16 protein-coding genes and 1 rRNA gene are annotated in these 20,475 nt (G+C 54.5%); 2 read left to right on the top strand and 15 right to left on the bottom strand.

The genetic code is table 11. The features are described 5' to 3' along the window. Window positions 1-37: 37 nt before the first annotated feature. From PAE68_RS03170 to PAE68_RS03105, 14 genes are all read right to left on the bottom strand, one after another. Entirely contained in the window at window positions 38-490 is a 453-nt protein-coding gene (locus PAE68_RS03170; protein WP_281883982.1) for a Mini-ribonuclease 3, read from the bottom strand. Then, window positions 490-1,890: a cysteine--tRNA ligase gene (gene cysS / locus PAE68_RS03165; RefSeq protein WP_281883980.1), complete on the bottom strand. Its 1,401-nt coding sequence runs from the start codon at window positions 1,888-1,890 to the stop codon at window positions 490-492. The genes PAE68_RS03170 and cysS overlap by 1 nt, the downstream gene beginning before the upstream one ends. Then, a complete protein-coding gene (cysE, locus tag PAE68_RS03160) occupies window positions 1,880-2,542 on the bottom strand; it encodes a serine O-acetyltransferase (RefSeq protein WP_281883978.1) in 663 nt (220 codons plus the stop codon). Before cysE ends, cysS begins: the two co-directional genes overlap by 11 nt. A gap of 466 nt (window positions 2,543-3,008) precedes the next feature. Then, window positions 3,009-4,460, bottom strand: a complete 1,452-nt coding sequence (gene gltX / locus PAE68_RS03155) for a glutamate--tRNA ligase (RefSeq protein WP_281883976.1) — start codon at window positions 4,458-4,460, stop codon at window positions 3,009-3,011. Between the two features lie 81 nt (window positions 4,461-4,541). Continuing rightward, window positions 4,542-5,018 (bottom strand): 2-C-methyl-D-erythritol 2,4-cyclodiphosphate synthase, encoded by a 477-nt coding sequence (ispF, locus tag PAE68_RS03150; protein ID WP_281883974.1) that lies wholly within the window; start codon window positions 5,016-5,018, stop codon window positions 4,542-4,544. After that, on the bottom strand, window positions 5,018-5,728 hold the full coding sequence (ispD, locus tag PAE68_RS03145) for a 2-C-methyl-D-erythritol 4-phosphate cytidylyltransferase (protein ID WP_397379378.1): 711 nt from the start codon (window positions 5,726-5,728) through the stop codon (window positions 5,018-5,020). Before ispD ends, ispF begins: the two co-directional genes overlap by 1 nt. A gap of 94 nt (window positions 5,729-5,822) precedes the next feature. After that, complete coding sequence (locus PAE68_RS03140; RefSeq protein ID WP_281883969.1) at window positions 5,823-6,923, bottom strand: PIN/TRAM domain-containing protein; 1,101 nt, start codon at window positions 6,921-6,923, stop codon at window positions 5,823-5,825. Between the two features lie 160 nt (window positions 6,924-7,083). Beyond that, window positions 7,084-7,821: a CDP-diacylglycerol--serine O-phosphatidyltransferase gene (gene pssA / locus PAE68_RS03135; RefSeq protein WP_281883967.1), complete on the bottom strand. Its 738-nt coding sequence runs from the start codon at window positions 7,819-7,821 to the stop codon at window positions 7,084-7,086. A gap of 86 nt (window positions 7,822-7,907) precedes the next feature. Continuing rightward, the gene (disA, locus tag PAE68_RS03130; protein ID WP_281883965.1) at window positions 7,908-8,990 is read right to left on the bottom strand and encodes a DNA integrity scanning diadenylate cyclase DisA; all 1,083 of its coding nucleotides are present in this window, start codon (window positions 8,988-8,990) and stop codon (window positions 7,908-7,910) included. 18 nt (window positions 8,991-9,008) lie between these two features. Beyond that, window positions 9,009-10,376, bottom strand: coding sequence for a DNA repair protein RadA (radA, locus tag PAE68_RS03125; RefSeq protein ID WP_281883962.1), 1,368 nt, complete (start codon window positions 10,374-10,376; stop codon window positions 9,009-9,011). A gap of 132 nt (window positions 10,377-10,508) precedes the next feature. Next, on the bottom strand, window positions 10,509-12,953 hold the full coding sequence (gene clpC, locus PAE68_RS03120; protein WP_281883959.1) for an ATP-dependent protease ATP-binding subunit ClpC: 2,445 nt from the start codon (window positions 12,951-12,953) through the stop codon (window positions 10,509-10,511). Between the two features lie 100 nt (window positions 12,954-13,053). Beyond that, the gene (locus PAE68_RS03115; protein WP_281883957.1) at window positions 13,054-14,139 is read right to left on the bottom strand and encodes a protein-arginine kinase McsB; all 1,086 of its coding nucleotides are present in this window, start codon (window positions 14,137-14,139) and stop codon (window positions 13,054-13,056) included. A gap of 27 nt (window positions 14,140-14,166) precedes the next feature. After that, on the bottom strand, window positions 14,167-14,688 hold the full coding sequence (locus PAE68_RS03110) for a protein-arginine kinase activator protein McsA (protein ID WP_281883955.1): 522 nt from the start codon (window positions 14,686-14,688) through the stop codon (window positions 14,167-14,169). 20 nt (window positions 14,689-14,708) lie between these two features. After that, window positions 14,709-15,170 carry a CtsR family transcriptional regulator gene (locus tag PAE68_RS03105; RefSeq protein WP_281883953.1) on the bottom strand — a complete coding sequence of 154 codons (462 nt, stop codon included), beginning with the start codon at window positions 15,168-15,170 and terminating at the stop codon, window positions 14,709-14,711. 293 nt (window positions 15,171-15,463) lie between these two features. Here PAE68_RS03105 and PAE68_RS03100 point away from each other — a divergent pair, with 293 nt between their 5' ends. Further along, window positions 15,464-15,997, top strand: coding sequence for an NUDIX hydrolase (locus tag PAE68_RS03100; protein ID WP_281883951.1), 534 nt, complete (start codon window positions 15,464-15,466; stop codon window positions 15,995-15,997). Window positions 15,998-16,153: 156 nt separating this feature from the next. After that, window positions 16,154-16,939, top strand: coding sequence for a delta-lactam-biosynthetic de-N-acetylase (pdaA, locus tag PAE68_RS03095; protein ID WP_397378071.1), 786 nt, complete (start codon window positions 16,154-16,156; stop codon window positions 16,937-16,939). 288 nt (window positions 16,940-17,227) lie between these two features. Here pdaA and PAE68_RS03090 read toward each other — a convergent pair. Continuing rightward, window positions 17,228-20,158 (bottom strand): 23S ribosomal RNA (locus PAE68_RS03090). Between the last annotated feature and the right edge of the window lie 317 nt (window positions 20,159-20,475).

The raw sequence follows: 20,475 nt of genomic DNA, 5'->3' as shown, positions 1-20,475 counted from the left end.
TTGTTTATGATCCACTGAACTTCTGTACGATATCTGTTTAGACTGACGAGTCCTTCTCCAGAGATAGCTGCAGCACCGCGTGCAGCCGCTCCCAGCTCTTCTTGTAATACAAGTAACCGATCAAGCATTCGAAGGCGGTGCTGTGGCGGTATTCCAGCACATCAGCGTTCTTCGCCGTCGTTCCCGACTTCGCATTGCGTCCCCGCTTCACGATGTCTGCCTCCTCCTCGGTCAGATGTGGGAGAAGGCGCGTCAGCGATCGCGCTTGAGCCTTCGCAGACACGTACTGCGTCGAGAGCTTGTGCAGATGGTTCGGCTTATGATTCGGCAGCGAAATGACATATTTACGCACGAACACCTCATACACCGCATCACCGATGTACGCGAGTACGATCGGATTGAGCAGATGCGGCTCCTTCGCTGGCGGACATTCGAATAATTGAAGACCGAACGGGTCATACAGCGTCTCGTCGCTCGTACGGTCACTCATCATGCGCGCCGCCAACGTATACCTTGTGCGGTATCCTCGAGAATGATGCCCCGCTCCGTCAGCAAATTACGAATTTCATCGGCGCGCGCCCAATTCTTCGTCCGTCTCGCCTCGGTCCGCTCGACGATGAGCTGCTCAATCTCTGAATCCAGCAGCTCCTCGGATTCTGGTGCGATAATGCCGAGCACGTCATTCATCACAGCGAATTGACCGAGCAGCAGCTCAATCGTTGCCGCGCTCACTTCACCTTGTGAATTGGCGTACGGGTTCGCCGCGTTCACGAGCTCGAATACAGCCGTAATCGCATCCGGCGTGTTGAAGTCATCGTTCATCTTCGCCTCGAATTGCGCCTTCGCCTCGTTGACCGCTGCGGCCAGCTCCGGCTCGATCTCGCCCGGGCGCGCCGTCTTCAACCGATGCTTCAGCGCGGCGATACAGTTCTCGATTCTAGCGAGACTGCCCTTCGCCTGCTCAACCGCTTCGTCGCTGAAGTTCAATGGATTACGATAATGCCCCGACAGCATGAAGTAGCGGAACACCTCGGGCTCCAGCTTCTTCAACAGCTGATGTACGGAGATGCCGTTGCCGAGCGACTTGGACATCTTCTCGTTATTAATATTGACGAAGCCGTTGTGCATCCAGTAGCGGCTCATCGCATGACCGGTCAGCCCTTCAGACTGTGCAATCTCACACTCATGATGCGGGAACGCCAAGTCTTGACCGCCGCCGTGAATGTCGATCGTGTCGCCCAAATATTTGCGCACCATCGCCGAGCACTCGATATGCCACCCCGGACGCCCTTCACCCCAAGGACTCGACCAGCTGATCTCACCGGGCTTCGCTGCCTTCCATAGCACGAAGTCCTGCGGACTCTCCTTGCGCTGATCGACATCGACGCGAATGCCGAATTGCAGCTCCTCCAGATTTTGCTGCGACAGCTTGCCGTACTCCTCGAAGCGAGCGGTACGGAAGTACACATCGCCGCCTGCCTCGTAAGCGAGCCCCTTCTCCTCAAGTGCTGAGATGAACTCAATGATCTCCGTCATATTTTGCGTGACACGCGGATGAACAGTAGCCTCTCGAATGCCGAGCGCCTTCGTGTCCTCGTAATACTTTTGGACGAACAGGTCAGCAACCTCTGGTACCGTAACCCCCATCTCGGCTGCCTTCTTAATCAGCTTATCGTCAACATCGGTAAAGTTCACAACGAACGTCACCTCATAACCGATCGATTCCAGGTAACGGCGCACGACATCGAAGAAAATCGCAGGCCGCGCATTGCCGATGTGGATGTAATCATATACGGTCGGACCGCACACATACATCTTCACTTTACCCGGTTCAAGAGCGATGAATTCATCCTTGGTTCGCGTCAGCGTGTTGTATATTTTAAGTGCCATCTGAACTGCTTCCTCCGTTCTTATCCTCGAATTCCCGTACCTTCTCCTTCAGCTCATCCATCTGCTGCTGCATCGTGCGGAACATCTCAATGACCGGATCTGGCAAATTACCGTGCTCCAGTCGTCCGACTCGCACGCCATCGCGCTTCACGACACGGCCGGGAATGCCAACCACCGTACTGTTCGGAGGCACCTCGGCCAGCACGACCGCGTTCGAGCCGATGCGCGAGTTATCCCCTACGGTGAACGAGCCTAGCACCTTCGCTCCAGCCGAGATGACGACATTGTTGCCGACCGTCGGATGGCGCTTCCCCTTCTCCTTCCCGCTTCCCCCTAGCGTCACGCCGTGATACAGCAGTACATTGTCTCCGATCTCGCACGTCTCACCGATGACAACTCCCATTCCATGATCGATGAAAAACCGTCTGCCGATCGTAGCGCCCGGATGAATCTCGATACCGGTCATGAAGCGGCTGACCTGAGACACGACTCTCGCCGCGGTATATAATCTGCGCTTATACAGCCAATGCCCGACGCGATGTGCCCACAGCGCATGCAGGCCTGAATATGTAAAGACCACCTCGATCCAGCTGCGGGCGGCCGGGTCGTTCTCGAATATCGTCGTAATATCTTCTCTCATTCTGCTTAGCATCCGATTGCCCCCTCTCCCCTGACAGAAGCCTAGCTGTGTCTGCCGTTCAGTCCAAAGCGCATACCGCCAATATAGGACAAGCTCACAAAAAACCTCTGCAGCCCTAAGGCTGCAGAGGCGTATACATGCGCGGTTCCACTCTGCTTGGACGATTGCTGCGTGAGGTGCAAGGTATCATACTCCCTGTGCCCCATTGCATCTGGTCGTCCATCTCCTTCGCCCGTATCGTGAGCGCTTCGGTAAAGACTACCCCGTTCGTCCTCCGCCCTGCATGCTACAGGCGCGAGGCGACCGGCTCATCCTTACGGCTCCCAGGTGCACTTCCGCTAACAGCCGAATCGGACAACTCGCAGCCGGCGCAAGCGCCGATTGTCCTCTCTGAGCATTCGTCTATAAGCGTACTTTCCCGTTCCTCGCCGCTTCTGCTATTGTATTTGGTATAGATATTATCAGAAACGATAGCTCATTACAATAATTTCTTCAGTCGTACCTGTACCGTCTCCGCGCCGAGCAGATGGATTGCCATGTTCAAGTCAGGACCGTGCATCTGGCCCGTCAGCGCGACGCGGATCGTCATGAACAGCTGCTTGCCCTTGTAGCCGGTCTCCGTCTGAACGGCCTTCACCATCGCCTTGACCGCATCGACCGTGAACGACGAGGCTGATTCCACCTGACCAAGGAAGCTGCGCAGTACAACAGGGGCATAATCCTCCGCCAGCAGCGCGGCAGCCTCATCCTCCATCTGTACCTCCTCACGGAAGAACAGCTCAGAGAGCGTTACGATCTCCGCCGCGAAGCGCAGTTGCTCCTGGTACAGCCCTACGAGCGCACGCACCCATTGCTGCTGCTCCTCGCTAAGCTCTGCAGGCAATCGTCCGGCCTCCTGCAGATGCGGCAGCGCCAGCTGCACGATCCGCTCTGGGTCAGCCTTCTTGATATACGCATTGTTCATCCAATTCAGCTTGTCCATGTCGAACACGGCCGGGCTCTTAGACACGCGATCCAGATCGAACTGCTCGATCAACTCCTCGCGCGTGAACATCTCCTCCTCGCCCTTCGGCGACCAGCCGAGCAGCGCGATGAAGTTCATGACCGCCTCAGGCAAGTAGCCGAGCGACTTGTACTGCTCAATGAACTGGATGATCGACTCGTCGCGCTTGCTCATCTTCTTGCGGTCCTGATTCAGAATAAGCGCCAGATGGGCGAATTCCGGTACAGGCAAGCCGAGCGCCTCGTACATCATAATTTGACGCGGCGTATTCGTCAGATGCTCTTCCCCGCGAATCACGAGGGAAATCTTCATTAGATGGTCGTCGAGAATAACCGCGAAGTTATACGTCGGAATGCCGTCCGGTCGCACGATGATGAAATCACCAATCCCGTTCGAGTCGAACTCCACCTGCTCGCGAATACGATCCACGAAGGCAATCGTCCGATCGCTAGGCACGCGGAATCGAATCGAAGGCTTGCGTCCCTCCGCACGGTAAGCCTCCGCCTGCTCAGGCGTGAGGTTGCGACATTTGCCCGAATACATCGGCATCTGACCAGCAGCCTCCTGCTCCGCCCGCTCCGCCTCTAGATCCGCCTCAGAGCAATAGCAATAGTATGCATTACCCTCGCGAAGGAGCTGATCGATGAACGGCTGATACAGGTCTAGACGCTCCGTCTGACGATAAGGACCGTACGGTCCGCCGACATCGACGCTCTCATCCCAGTCCACACCTAACCAGCGCAAGCCCTCCAGCTGACTGTCCACTCCGGACTCAACGTGACGGCTCTGATCCGTATCCTCGAAGCGAATGATGAATTTCCCATTGTTCTTCCGTGCATATAAGTAATCGAACAGAGCCGTTCTCGCTCCGCCGATATGTAAGTGACCTGTCGGACTCGGTGCGTATCTTACGCGAATGTCTGCCATTGTGGTTCCCCTTCCTCTTGCCTCGCTATAAGTATGTATAAGTTCTGAACGGAATGCCTTATTATGAGAGCGTCTTATCGTTTACGCCCGCACCAGACACACAACGGCTTGCGCCGCAATTCCTTCTCCACGTCCCGTAAAACCAAGCTGCTCCGTCGTCGTCGCCTTCACATTCACCTGCGACAGCTCCGCCTCCAGACCGAACGCAATGCGCTCGACCATCGCCGGAATGTACGGAGCCATCTTCGGCTTCTGCGCGATAATCGTACAGTCCGCATTGCCGAGCTCGTAGCCGGCATCCTTCGCAAGCTTCCACACCTGCTTTAGCAGCTCGAAGCTGTCCGCGTCCTTGTACGCCTCCGACGTATCGGGGAAGTGCTTGCCGATATCCCCCATCGCCAGCGCCCCAAGAATCGCATCGCTCAGCGCATGCAGCAGCACGTCGGCATCGGAGTGGCCGAGCAGCCCTTTCTCATACGGAATGTCGACGCCCCCGATGATACACTTACGTCCCTCGACCAGCTGATGCACATCGAAGCCTTGTCCTACTCGAATCATCACTCACTTCTCCCCCATACGTGCTCCAAGATCCACTCCGCCCAAGGCAAATCCTCAGGCGTCGTAATCTTGATATTGTAATAGTCACTCTCAACGACCGCGACCCTGCAGCCCAGACGCTCCACGAGCATCGCATCGTCCGTGCCGAGGAAGCCGTCCGCCTCCGCCTCTTCATGCGCCTTCTGCAGCACAGCAAGACGAAAAGCTTGCGGCGTCTGTATCGCCCACAAGCTGCTTCGATCCGGCGTCCCCTGAATGACGCCTTCCGCATCTACAACCTTGATTGTATCCTTCACCGGAACAGCGAGCACAGCAGCATCTGTCACAGCAGCGCGCTCTGCACACATGCGAACATGTGTTTCCTTGGCAAAAGGACGCACTCCGTCATGCACCATAACCCACTCCGTGCCCGTAGGCAGCGCATTAAGCCCTAGGCGCACCGAATGCTGTCGTTCGCGCCCTCCAGCGATGACCGCCGTCACCTTATGCAGGCCGTACTGCTCGACATATTGACGGCATCTCGCTACATCAGCCTCGCCCGTCACGAGCACGATCGAGCTGACGCCGATCATCCGCTCGAACGTCTCCAGTGTATGGACCACGATCGGCTTGCCGCCAAGCTGCAAATATTGCTTGCTCTCCTGTGTTCCCATCCGCGTCCCTTTGCCGGCCGCCACGATGATGACACCCCATGCTGCTGCGTTCACGATCCATCCACCTGCCCACACCGTCTCCTGCGCATCCTCTGCCAGCGCGGCGCTCCCGCCACGCCAACATCCGATGCATCCTTCTTATCATAACGGTTTAGAGCGCTTTTTCCAAGAGCTTGGGCTTCGCAAAAATCATCCGTCCCGCCGACGTCTGCAGCACGCTCGTAACCAGCACATCCAGCGTCGTGCCGATAAACTCTCTGCCACCCTCCACGACGATCATCGTACCGTCATCGAGGTAAGCGACGCCTTGACCATGCTCCTTGCCGTCCTTGATCACCTGGACGAGAATTTCCTCGCCCGGCAGCACGACCGGCTTGACCGCGTTCGCAAGGTCGTTAATGTTCAGCACCGAGACTCCCTGCAGCTCACACACCTTGTTCAGGTTGAAGTCGTTCGTGATGACTTTGCCGCGCAGCAGCTTCGCGAGCCGCACCAGCTTGCTGTCCACCTCGGAGATCTCGTCGAAGTCTCCTTCGTAGATCAACACCTTCACGTCGAGCTCCTTCTGAATTTTGTTCAAAATGTCGAGCCCGCGACGGCCGCGGTTACGCTTCAGCAGATCCGACGAATCAGCAATATGCTGCAGCTCCTCCAGCACGAACTCCGGAATGACAAGCGTCCCTTCAATAAAGCCTGTCTTGCAGATGTCGGCAATCCGACCGTCAATAATAACACTCGTATCGAGAATCTTATGCTCCTCGAAGCCCTTCGCTTCACCTGGAGCGCGGCGCCCGCGCTGCTGCTCGCCCCGCTTCTCCAGCAGTGCGACGAGCTCGTCCTTCTTGACCGTGCCCAGTCTGTAGCCCGCTATAGCGAGCACCGCGATGCACAGCATATGCAGCAGCGGATTCGTCAGCCCGCTCCGCTCGAGCGGCTGAAGCAGCAGGGAGGAGGCCAGCAGGCCGACGCCCATTCCAAGCGTACCTGCCACCAGCTCCGGTACCGCTATGGTCGATACCCGCTCCTCTCCTGTCTGAATGATGCGCTGTACATTAGCGAACGTTCCTGCACTTATTCCGTAGAACACGGCTGCCCCGACCATAAACATCCAGACGGCTTGCCCTTCGATCTTCTGTACTCCAATGACCGATGCTATGACTTCAAAAACAGGCGTTCCAAGCGTATGATTCCATTGGACTCCTACGGCGCCGCCGATTACGGCAAACAAAAGCTGGAACCATTTTTTCATCATAGACTTCACCTCCATCAATTCGATTTCCATTACTTCCTTATCCATTATGTACCGAAAGCTTCCAGCCTAATCGTTCATGCGTGTAGGAAAATTAAAAAAAGCATCTATTCCCCGTAGTTACGACGGAAAATAAATGCTTTTCATTTTCACTGTTTCAATATTAAACGGTGGTCGTCTTCGACTCCGGCTCTTCAGCCGACTTGCTACGCTTGCGGCGAATGCTCACGAAGAAGCGATCAACGTTTTTTTTTAAGCCGTACAGTGCATAGAGCAGAAGCGGTATGAAGATGAGCTTAGACAGCATCGACGGGAACTTCACTGCGAGCACGACGGCCGCAATGACGACGAATGGCGTAATCCAGATCGCAGCCTTCGGGATCCCAATCTTCTTGAAGTTCGGGTACTTGACGTTGCTGACCATCAGGTAAGAGAGTAGCAGCGTCGAGAGAGCGAGCACCAGCGGGCTCAGCTCTTGATGGAACAATGCGAGCGTACAGAGCACGCCGCCTGCGGCCGGGATCGGAAGGCCGATGAAGTAGCCTGGCGTTCCTGCCACGACATTGAAGCGAGCCAGTCGCAGTGCGCCGCAGATCGGGAACACGGCGGTAATAATCCACGCAGCAGCCGTGTTCATATCGGTGAAGGCGACGACGTACATGATGAAGGCCGGCGCTACACCGAACGAGATCACGTCGGACAATGAGTCCAGCTCCTTGCCGAACTCGCTCTGGGCGTTCAGCGCTCTGGCCACGCGGCCGTCGAGGCCGTCCAGCAGCATCGCAACGATAACCATAATGGCGGCAAACTCCGGTTTATTGTTAAACACGGATATAATGGCGATAATTCCGAGAAACAGGTTCCCTATCGTGAAGATGTTCGGGAGAGATTTAGCTATCATCTGTTAGTCCACCTTTGGTTTTGTGTGCACTTACTGTGCCCCAATTCAGGCTTCAATATGAGGTGCATGCTCTGATTGTATGCACTTTATATATGTCTGTCAATGAGTACCTGATCTTGGATGCGCTTTAGGCCTTCCTTGATCGCGCGTGCCCGTACTTCACCGATGCCGTCCACCTCATCAAGCTCGTCGATTGTAGCCATCATGAGATGCGGCAGCTGGCGGAAGTGATCGATCAAATTATGAATGATGACCGACGGCAGCCGCGGTATTTTGTTCAACACCCGGTAGCCGCGCGGTGCGACCATCTCCTCGGCGCTAACCGCGGCCGGTGGATAGCCGAGCGCCTTCGCGATCATGCCGTGATCGAGAATTTCATCATGCGACACCCGCTTCAGCTGGGTGAAGATGTCCTTCACCTTCTCGTCGCTCGGCTCCTTCATGTAATCCTTCACGAGCACATACGCCTCGCGCTCCGTATTGCCCATCAGCTCCTCCAGCTGCATGCTGATGAGACGGCCCTCATTACCGAGCTCGTTAATGTAGCGGTTAATCTCCGCCTTAATGCGGAGCACCATGCCGATCCGCTGAATGACGCACGTCACATCGTGCAGCGTGACGAGCTCCTCGAATTCCGACGCACCGAGATTCGTCAGATCTTGATCGAGCACTGACATGTATTTTTCCAGCGTCTGGATCGCCTGATTCGCCTTCGTCAGAATGACGCCGATATCCTTCAGCGCATAGCGCAGATTGCCTTGGTACAGCGTGATGACGTTTCGGCGCTGGGAGATCGAGACGACGAGCTTGTTCGTCTGCTTGGCGACCCGCTCTGCCGTCCGATGCCGAATGCCCGTCTCCGTCGACGTAATCGACGAATCTGGAATAAGCTGCGTATTCGCGTACAAGATACGCTTGACGTCCTCGCTCAATATGATCGCCCCGTCCATCTTGGCCAGCTCATATAAGTAGTTCGGCGAGAAATCACAGTTGATCGAGAAGCCCCCGTCCACAATCTCCATAACCTCCGGACTGTAGCCGACAACGATTAAGCCGCCCGTTTTGGCGCGGAGCACGTTCTCGAGCCCGTCACGGAAAGGAGTGCCAGGCGCCACTAATTGCAGCAGCTGGCTCATCACATCGCGATGATTCGAATCTTCCTTGCTCAAAGACGTCCCTCCTAACGACTAAACTAGAGCGGCTGACAGCGCCTCGGCTACTGTCTGCACGCCGATGATGTGTATACCGCTCGGGGCGGTCCACCCCTTCATGCTCTGCTGTGGCACAATCACGCGCTTGAAGCCCAGCTTCTGCGCCTCCTTCACCCGCTGATCGACCCGCGAGACGCCGCGTACCTCACCAGTTAGGCCAATCTCGCCGAACACAACGTCGAACGCCTGCGTCGGCTGATCTCGGAAGCTGGAGGCGAGCGCAACGGCCACAGCCAGATCGACGGCAGGCTCATCGAGCTTGACGCCGCCAGCGACGTTCAGGTAGGCGTCCTGATTTTGCAGGAACATGCCCATACGCTTCTCCAGCACCGCAATAATAAGGGCCAGCCGGTTATGATCATAACCTGTGGCCATTCGCCGCGGGGAAGGGAAGTTCGTCGAGCAGACGAGCGCCTGCAGCTCGACGAGCACCGGTCTTGTTCCTTCCATACTGGCGACGACGGTAGAGCCTGCAACACCGAGCGGGCGCTCCGACAGGAACAGCTCAGACGGATTGCTCACCTCGACAAGGCCGCTCTCCCGCATCTCGAAGATTCCAATCTCATTGGTCGAGCCGAATCGGTTCTTCACCGCGCGCAGCACCCGGTACGAATGATGCCGTTCTCCCTCGAAGTAGAGCACGCAATCGACCATATGCTCCAGCAGTCTCGGACCGGCTATCGCTCCTTCTTTGGTCACATGACCGACAAGTACACAGGCAATCCCTCTGACCTTCGCGATACGCATGAAATGCCCTGTGCACTCGCGCACCTGCGATACACTCCCAGGAGCTGAAGCGACAGCCGGGTGGAAGACGGTCTGAATCGAGTCAATGACAATGAAGTCCGGCTGAATGTCATCGATCGCCGCCTCGATGAAGTCGACATTCGTCTCGCTAAGCACGAATAGCAACGGAGATACCGCCTGCAGACGATCCGCCCGCAGCTTCGTCTGCCTGACCGATTCCTCGCCGGAAATGTATAGCACCCTGAGCCCCTTAGACGTTAGCTCGTGGGACGTCTGCAGCAGCAAGGTCGACTTGCCGATGCCCGGGTCGCCGCCGACAAGGATCAGAGAGCCAGGCACGAGACCGCCGCCAAGCACCCGATTGAGCTCCTTGTTGCTCGTTTCGATCCGCGGCTCCTCATTACTTTCTATGTTTATGATGGAGATCGCTTTTTCTTTCTTATTCGTTATCGATCCGTGAAGACCCTTGGCCTTGCTGACGGTCTCTACTTCCTCCACGAACGTATTCCAAGCCTCGCAGCCCGGACATTTGCCGAGCCACTTCGGCGATTCATAGCCGCATTGCTGGCAATAAAATTTCGTTTTCGTCTTCGCCATATTCCATTCTCCGTCCCTTAGCTCCACCATCAAGTGTACCATGTCCGCCTACCCTTGAAAACCCTTGAAGGCTTGCCTAACGTGAAAAAGCAGAGCCTCGACGAATCGAAGCTCTGCTAGGTGCCTATCTATTTACACTTCACTGCTGACGCCAAGATTGCGCTCGACGAACAGCTCGCCGTCCTTCTCGTCGATCGTCAGCTTGTCGCCCTTCGAGATGTTGCCGCGCAGCAACTCCTCGGACAACCGATCCTCGATGTGCTTCTGGATCGCACGACGCAGCGGTCTTGCCCCGAAGCTCGGATCGAAGCCCTCCTTCGCGAGGAATGCCTTCGCCGCATCTGTAAGAATGAAGTCGACCTCCTGCTCCTTCAGACGCTTGCGCAGGTCGTCAGCCATCAGCGTAACGATCTGAGCGATATGCTTCTCGTCGAGTGAATGGAAGACGATGATCTCGTCGATCCGGTTCAGGAACTCCGGACGGAAGCTCTTCTTCAGCTCGCCCATTACCTTATCCTTCATGTTCGTGTAATCTTTACCCGAATCCACCGCAGCCGTGAAGCCGAGCGTCGAATTACGCTTGATGACGTCCGCACCGACGTTCGACGTCATAATGATCAGCGTATTGCGGAAGTCGACCGTACGTCCCTTCGAATCCGTCAGACGGCCGTCCTCAAGCACCTGAAGCAAGATGTTGAACACTTCCGGATGCGCCTTCTCGATCTCATCGAGCAGGACGACGGAATACGGCTTGCGACGAACCTTCTCGGTCAGCTGACCGCCTTCCTCGTAGCCGACATACCCCGGAGGCGCTCCAACGAGACGGGATGTGGAGTGCTTTTCCATATATTCCGACATGTCGATACGGATGACCGCATTTTCATCGCCGAACAGCGATTCTGCCAGCGCACGCGCTAGCTCCGTCTTACCTACCCCAGTAGGACCGAGGAAGATGAACGAGCCCATCGGACGCTTCGGATCCTTCAGACCCGCTCTCGCACGGCGGATTGCACGGCTGACGGCCTTGACCGCCTCTTCTTGACCGATCACACGGTCATGGAGAATGTCCTCCATCTTCAGAAGACGCTCTGTCTCCTCCTCAGCCAGCTTGACGACCGGAATACCTGTCCAGCTAGCTACAACCTGTGCAATATCGTCCGGCGTCACCTCGGAATCGGTGCGGCCTTGCTTTTCCTTCCACTCATTCTTCGTCGTGTCGAGCTCCTCACGAAGCTTCTGCTCGGTATCACGCAGCGAAGCGGCCTTCTCGAACTCCTGGCTCTGAACCGCCGCGTCCTTCTCCTTGCGGATGTCCTCAAGCTTGTTCTCCAGCTTCTTCAGATCCGGTGGTACGGTGTAGGAGTGAAGCCTTACCTTGGAGCTCGCCTCATCGATCAGATCGATCGCTTTGTCCGGCAGGAAGCGGTCCGTAATGTAGCGATCCGACAAGCGCACCGCCTGCTCGATCGCTTCATCCGTAATTTTCACGCGATGATGCGCCTCGTAGCGGTCACGCAGTCCGTGCAAAATTTGAATCGCCTCATCCGGCGTCGGCTGATCGACCGTAATCGGCTGGAAGCGTCTTTCGAGCGCGGCGTCCTTCTCGATATATTTGCGATACTCGTCAAGTGTCGTCGCGCCGATACATTGCAGCTCGCCACGCGCCAGCGACGGCTTCAGAATGTTCGAGGCGTCGATCGCGCCTTCCGCACCGCCCGCACCGATCAGCGTATGCAGCTCGTCGATGAACAGAATGATGTTGCCGGCCTGACGAATCTCGTCCATGATTTTCTTCAAGCGGTCCTCGAACTCACCGCGGTACTTCGTTCCTGCAACGACGGAGCCCATATCGAGCGTCATCACTCGCTTGTCGCGGAGCGTCTCTGGAATTTCGTTCGCAATGATCTTCTGCGCGAGACCCTCTGCGATGGCCGTCTTACCGACGCCCGGCTCCCCGATCAGCACCGGATTGTTCTTCGTCCGGCGGCTGAGCACCTGAATGACGCGCTCGATCTCCTTGCTACGGCCGATAACAGGGTCTAGGTTGCCTTCTCTGGCATAGGCAGTCAAGTCACGAGCCAAGCCGTCCAGTGTCGGCGTATTGACGTTCACCGGGTTACCGTGGCTCGGCGTGACGACCTCGCTGCTGCCAAGCAGCTGAAGCACCTGCTGACGAGCCTTGTTGAGGCTGACGCCAAGGTTATTCAGCACGCGAGCGGCGACGCCCTCGCCTTCCCGAATCAAGCCGAGCAGAATGTGCTCGGTGCCGACGTACGTATGTCCGAGCTTGCGCGCCTCGTCCATCGACAGCTCGATCACCTTTTTGGCACGCGGCGTATAGGCGATATTCGTTGGCTGCTCCTGACCGCGACCGATGAGCGATTCGACCTCGTCCTGAATTTTCTCAAGTCCAAGACCGAGTGCGATCAGCGCCTTCGCTGCAATGCCTTCGCCCTCACGGATCAGACCAAGCAATATGTGCTCCGTGCCGATATTGTTATGACCCAATCGGACGGCTTCCTCTTGTGCGAGTGAAAGTACCTTCTGTGCGCGCTCCGTAAATCTTCCAAACATCATAAGGAAACACCTCCAATAGTGGTATCAAGTCGAATGTGGAATGGGACAGCCACGTACACGTTAGTCTGCTTGCTTGCTATACGCTGCTACTCGATGCCGCTCATGCTGTCTGCCCGTCTGAATCCGGCTCTGATATTTTATCCCGAATCAACTGAGCTCTTCTAATGTCTCTTTCTTCAGCCGACAGCTTTTCTCCTGCTATTTGCTGCAAAAAACCGGGCTGCGTAATGACCATCAGCTCATTAAGCACCTGTGGAGACAGCTTCTTGATGAAGCCCATATCGATGCCGAGCCGAACATCGGACAGCCGCTGAGCCGCTTCTTTGGAGTCCATGATCGCTGCGTAGGAGAGAATACCGAACGAGCGGCTCACCCGATCGAGCAGCTTCGCACGGCTATCCTGAAGCAGCTTCTGCCGCGCAGCACGCTCATGCTCAATAATTTGCCGGACGACACTGTACAAATTCTCAATAATTTCCTCCTCGGATTGTCCGAGTGTAATTTGGTTCGATATTTGAAACAAGTTGCCCAGCGCCTCGCTGCCTTCGCCGTACAGCCCTCTTACCGCAAGACCGACCTGCGTAATGGCCGACAGGATGCGGTTAATTTGCTGCGTGACGACCAGTGCGGGCAGATGGAGCATGACGGACGCGCGAATACCGGTGCCGACGTTCGTCGGACAGCTCGTGAGATAGCCTCTCTTCTCATCGAATGCATATTCAAGCTGCACCTCGAACAGATCATCGATCTGTCCGGCCAGGTCCCACGCCTCCTTAATCTGAAAACCGGGGCACAAGCATTGTATTCGAAGATGGTCCTCTTCATTCACCATAATACTAATCGATTCGTTATCTGATAAAATAACTGCGCCGTTACGGGATTCGTTCGCAAGGGCCGGACTGATCAAGTGCTTCTCGACCAGCACGCGACGCTGAAGCTCATTCAGCTGTGACAGCGGCACTAGTGTAAACTGACTAATCGTGCTCAATTCCTCGTTGTTCATGAGCTCGGCAGCCTTATGCAGCACTTCCTCCGACTGCTGATTTGTCGCCAGCATCGGGAACGGATACTGTCTCAGGTTGCGAGCAACCCGCACTCGGCTGCTGATCACAATGTCTGATTCCGGGCCATTACCCTTCATCCAATCACTCAATGCATGCTCCGTGAAGCGATTCACTTCCGCCATAAGGATGACTTCCCTCCTATCGTCCTGTTAAGCCTCCGCTATCTTCTTCTCCAGCTCCCGTATGCGATCCCTCAGCTGAGCCGCTTGCTCGAACTCCTCGTTCTGTATACGGAGTGCTAGATCCTTCTTCAATTCGTCGATTTCGCGCTTGAACCGAATCAGGCCTCCGCTGCGCTTCGGCACTTTGCCGATATGCACCGTGTTACCGTGCACCCGTTTGAACAGCGGATCGAGCTTCTCGGCAAAATGCTTGTAGCAATCGCTGCAGCCGAAGCGTCCGACCTTGCTGAATTGACTATAGGTCAATCCGCAATGCTCACAACGGGACGGCTGCTGCTTCTGAACAGCACTTGCTCCATGAGAGGAAGGCTCGAAGTCGAGCAGGCCGCTCAGCAAATTGTGAATGGAGAACCCGTTCGGCGTACCGGGGATGAGCTCCCCTTTTTCCCGAGCGCAGGCTTCACAGATGTGAAACTCGGTCTTCTCTCCATTCAATATTTTCGTAAAATGCAGCGTCGCCTGTTTCTTTCCACACTCTTGACAAATCAAAGGTTACTCCTCCTTCAACGTCATTTGCACAGTAAAGCGATCAGCATTGCCTTAAGCAGCTTCGCCCTGATTTCGTCCCTTAACGGGAGCTTCAAGGTCAGCACCTCTCGGGACATCGCAGCGTTGATAATCGCCGCCTCCCGCGAGCTGATGAGCTTCGCTTCCTCTAGACGATAGACCATCCCTTCGGATGCGGCTTGATCGAGATGAGTGCTAATATTTTGTAGAATAAAATCAAGAATCGTGCCCTGCGACTGGAGGCCTACCCTCTGTATTCGAATGTAGCCTCCTCCGCCGCGCTTGCTCTCGACGACATATCCCTTCTCTAGTGTAAAGCGGGTGCTGATCACATAATTAATTTGAGAAGGAACGCAATTGAATTGCTCTGCTAGCTCGTTACGTTGAATTTCGATCATACCGTCGGGGCTCTGCTGCAGCACCTGCTTCAGATACTGCTCGATCATTTCTGAAACATTACGCATAAGTTCGACCTCCGCGACTGTAGTGGACCATATAATCAGGAGTTCGCCCATTACTGACTTTGACTTTCTTTGACTTTGTAGTTATTATATCAGATCTTATGGAAAATGCAATATTGTCCGACTATTCTGACTCGTCCCTTGCCACGTTCAGATCACGTGCGTTTTATTTAGTATGGGAATACGGACATGATTTTATATCATCGGTCAAAATTGGCTTATATAGGGGGAGCGCTGCGATCGGTTTGTGCTACAATAGCTGTATTTGATGGTTGAAGCGGAGAGAGGGATTGAGGATGAGACTACTTGGTAAGCTGGTCCATGAGCAGGTGGAACACATTCGCGAAGGCCAGACATTCGAAAGACGAGCAGCACGCGGCATTATACTGAGCGGTTCACAGATCCTATTGCTATATACGAAGCGGTACAACGACTACAGCTTTCCCGGCGGCGGTGTGGATGAGCATGAGGATCTTATAACAGGACTGACACGAGAACTGGCAGAGGAGGTTGGGGCGCGGCAGCTTGAGATCGTATCTGAATTCGGCTACATCGACGAGTACCGACCCTATCACAAGGCTCCTTATCAGCTGATGCATATGCTCTCCTATTTCTATGTCTGTCATGGGGAGATTGACCTTGCTGCCGCGCAGCTTGAGGATTATGAGAAGTCGAATGGAATGTCGGCTGTCTGGATCTCCATTGATGAAGCGATACGCCACAACAAGCAAGTGATCGCCGAGCGCGAGGCCTCGATGGGCTTCTCCATCGCTCGAGAAACGTATGTGCTTGAGCTTGTAGCAAAGGAGCTAGTAACAGGGTTGCGTTAAAAACCGTATACCTTCCTTCCTCAGATACAATACGGATTGTGCACCAGCAAGCCTCAGGACTTACCAGACATAGCCGAGCCTTGCAGTGTGGCATATTAATGTTGATCTGACAGCCGTTCTCGGTGTCACTATGAACAACGCTATGAGGAGGTTTGTATGGTGAGACGTGTCCTTAGGCTGCTGATGCTTATGAGCATGTGCAGCGAGGTATTGCTGCTCGGAGGTAACGCTGTATTCGCAGATGGTGCCTTCCACTTTGGATTTAAGAAGAGCGTGAACGGTCAAGCGCCATCCATCGACGAGGAGGGCTTCAAGCCGCTCCTGCAAAAGTATGGGGCTATCTTCACCGGCGACCTTGAGCAGAAGGAGCTCTATTTAACGTTCGACAACGGATACGAGAATGGATACACCGCTCAAATGCTTGACGTACTTAAGGAGAAAAAGGTGCCTGCGATCTTTTTCGTGACCGGGCATTACGTGAATACGGAGCCTGAGCTTCTTAAGCGTATGAATAATGAAGGACATCTCATCGGGAATCATTCCTGGAGTCATCCCGACATGAGCCAGGTGGACGCCACTCGAATTGAGCAGGAGCTTACGAAGGTGAAGACCAAGGTTGCCGAGATTACAGGTCAAACGAAGATGGACTTCTTACGCACCCCACGTGGCATCTTTAATGAACGGACCTTGTCTGTGAGCAAGCAGCTGGGATACACCAATGTGTTCTGGTCCGTTGCATATAAGGATTGGGACACGAACAGTCAGAAGGGTGCTCAATACGCCTACGAAAAGGTGATCGCGCAGCTCCACCCCGGCGCTGTGCTGCTGCTTCATTCGGTTTCGAAGGATAACGCCGATGCTCTGGGTCGTATCATTGATGAAGCTCATCGTCAAGGCTATGTTTTCAAGAGCCTCGATCAGATGCAGCGAAGAACACCGTAGCTCGTTCACATATCTCGAGTGCTGCCTATGAAAGCATAGCAAAAAACCCTTCATTCAATTACTCTAAAATGAAGGGTTTTTTGCTATTAAAATGGTATGCTTAAATCCATTTCAATACTACTGTTGCACCTTGAAAACTGGATACGAAACTCAAGCACGCTGATGCTCTGTATTAGCATTTGCTTACGAAGTAGCTTTTCTTCGAAAAGCTTAGCATACGCTTCCGAAGTACGTTTACTCCGTAAACTTAGCTTATGCTTTCGAAGTAGCTTTTCTTCGAAAAGCTTTTAGGATAAGCCCTCGACCGATTAGTATTCGTCAGCTACACACGTTACCGCGCTTACACCCCGAACCTATCAACCTCGTCGTCTACAAGGGGTCTTACATACTGGGAAATCTCATCTTGAGGGGGGCTTCACGCTTAGATGCTTTCAGCGCTTATCCCGTCCGTACTTGGCTATCCAGCCGTGCTCCTGGCGGAACAACTGGTACACCAGCGGTACGTCCATCCCGGTCCTCTCGTACTAAGGACAGCTCCTCTCAAATTTCCTACGCCCACGACAGATAGGGACCGAACTGTCTCACGACGTTCTGAACCCAGCTCGCGTACCGCTTTAATGGGCGAACAGCCCAACCCTTGGGACCTACTTCAGCCCCAGGATGCGATGAGCCGACATCGAGGTGCCAAACCTCCCCGTCGATGTGGACTCTTGGGGGAGATAAGCCTGTTATCCCCAGGGTAGCTTTTATCCGTTGAGCGATGGCCCTTCCATACGGTACCACCGGATCACTAAGCCCGACTTTCGTCCCTGCTCGACCTGTTTGTCTCGCAGTCAAGCTCCCTTATGCCTTTGCACTCTTCGAATGATTTCCAACCATTCTGAGGGAACCTTAGGGCGCCTCCGTTACATTTTAGGAGGCGACCGCCCCAGTCAAACTGCCCACCTGACACTGTCCCCATACCGGATTACGGTACCAGGTTAGAACTCCGATACGATCAGGGTGGTATCCCAACGGCGCCTCCACCGAAGCTGGCGCTCCGGCTTCTCAGGCTCCCACCTATCCTGTACAGATCGTACCAAAGTCCAATATCAAGCTGCAGTAAAGCTCCATGGGGTCTTTCCGTCTTGTCGCGGGTAACCTGCATCTTCACAGGTATTAAAATTTCACCGGATCTCTCGTCGAGACAGCGCCCAAGTCGTTACGCCATTCGTGCGGGTCAGAATTTACCTGACAAGGAATTTCGCTACCTTAGGACCGTTATAGTTACGGCCGCCGTTTACTGGGGCTTCGGTTCACAGCTTCGGATTACTCCTAACCGCTCCCCTTAACCTTCCAGCACCGGGCAGGCGTCAACCCGTATACTTCGCCTTGCGGCTTCGCACAGACCTGTGTTTTTGCTAAACAGTCGCTTGGGCCTTTTCACTGCGGCCCCCTCGGGCTATTCACCCTACCGAGGCACCCCTTCTCCCGAAGTTACGGGGTCATTTTGCCGAGTTCCTTAACGAGAGTTCTTCCGCGCGCCTTAGCATGCTCTGCTCGCCTACCTGTGTCGGTTTGCGGTACGGGCACCTTCTCCCTGGCTAGAGGCTTTTCTTGGCAGCTTGAACTCATGACCTTCGGTACTTTTATTTCCCTCCCCGTCACAGCTCAGCCTTACGGTTAGCGGATTTGCCTACTAACCAGCCTCGCTGCTTGGACGGACATCCATCAGTCCGCGTCACTATCCTTCTGCGTCACCCCATTGCTCATAACGGTTCACGGTGGTACAGGAATTTCAACCTGTTGTCCTTCGACTACGCCTTTCGGCCTCGCCTTAGGTCCCGACTTACCCTGAGCGGACGAGCCTTCCTCAGGAACCCTTAGGCTTACGGCGGATCAGATTCTCACTGATCTTTTCGTTACTCATACCGGCATTCTCACTTGTATGCAGTCCACCAGTCCTCACGATCTAGCTTCTACCCGCATACAACGCTCCCCTACTGCCCTTAATGGACCCATAGCTTCGGTGGTGTGTTTAGCCCCGTTACATTTTCGGCGCAGAGTCACTCGACCAGTGAGCTATTACGCACTCTTTAAATGGTGGCTGCTTCTAAGCCAACATCCTGGTTGTCTGTGCAACTCCACATCCTTTCCCACTTAACACACACTTGGGGACCTTAGCTGATGATCTGGGCTGTTTCCCTCTTGACAATGGATCTTAGCACTCACTGTCTGACTCCCGGGTATACGTATGCGGCATTCAGAGTTTGACTGGACTTGGTAACCCTTGGCGGGCCCCGCACCCAATCAGTGCTTTACCTCCGCTACGCTAATCCCGAGGCTAGCCCTAAAGCTATTTCGGGGAGAACCAGCTATCTCCGAGTTCGATTGGAATTTCTCCCCTACCCCCACCTCATCCCCGAATTTTTCAACATTCGTGGGTTCGGGCCTCCAGTGCGTGTTACCGCACCTTCACCCTGGACAGGGGTAGATCACACGGTTTCGGGTCTACGTCTACGTACTTTAGCGCCCTATTCAGACTCGCTTTCGCTATGGCTCCGGCTTCTCACCTTAACCTTGCACGCAAACGTAACTCGCCGGTTCATTCTACAAAGGCACGCCATCACCCCTGATTTTCCGAAGGAAATATCAAGACGGGCTCTGACTTCTTGTAAGCACACGGTTTCAGGTTCTTTTTCACTCCGCTCCCGCGGTTCTTTTCACCTTTCCCTCACGGTACTGCTTCACTATCGGTCACCAGGGAGTATTTAGCCTTGGCAGATGGTCCTGCCGGATTCCGACGGGGTTTCACGTGTCCCGCCGTACTCAGGATCCCTCTAGGCATACGCTCGCTTTTGGCTACAGGGGTTTTACCTACTGTGCCGGGCCTTTCCAGACCGCTTCGCCTAACAAGCTTTTGCCACATCGAGGTCCTACAACCCCAAGGAGCAAGCTCCTTGGTTTGGGCTAATCCGCTTTCGCTCGCCGCTACTGACGGAATCACTTTTGTTTTCTTTTCCTGAGGGTACTTAGATGTTTCAGTTCCCCTCGTCTGCCTCCAATGTAGCTATGTATTCACTACATGGTACGTGAGTATTACCTCACGCGGGTTCCCCCATTCGGACATCCCCGGATCAAAGCCTGCTTACGGCTCCCCGAGGCGTTATCGTTGTTCGCCACGTCCTTCATCGGCTCCTGGTGCCTAGGCATCCTCCGTGTGCTCTTTATAGCTTAACCATGTTGCTCGTCATTTCTATTTTTTTGCTCCGGTTGCGCTTCGCACAAATGTCGCTTAAAAATAGAAAGACTCGCTTGTAGCTAAAAGATCATCATCGCTGCTTTGCTGCTTGCGCAGCTTAGCGGATGTTCAGCGTTGTTGCTTTCGTTTCGTTATCCAGTTTTCAAGGAGCAACCTTGCAACTGTTCATTTGCGTTACTTCGCAAATGCAGTTGTCAAGCAGAACGTTGTAACTGTTCATTCGCATTTTCAGGCGAATGCAGTTATCAACCAGAAACCTTGCAACTGTTCATTCACAATAAACGTGAATGCAATT

The sequence above is a fragment of the Paenibacillus sp. YYML68 genome, assembly GCF_027923405.1.
Lineage (GTDB): Bacteria > Bacillota > Bacilli > Paenibacillales > NBRC-103111 > Paenibacillus_G.
Note: the sequence above shows the minus strand (reverse complement) of the source record. Positions and strands in the feature narration are given on the sequence as shown.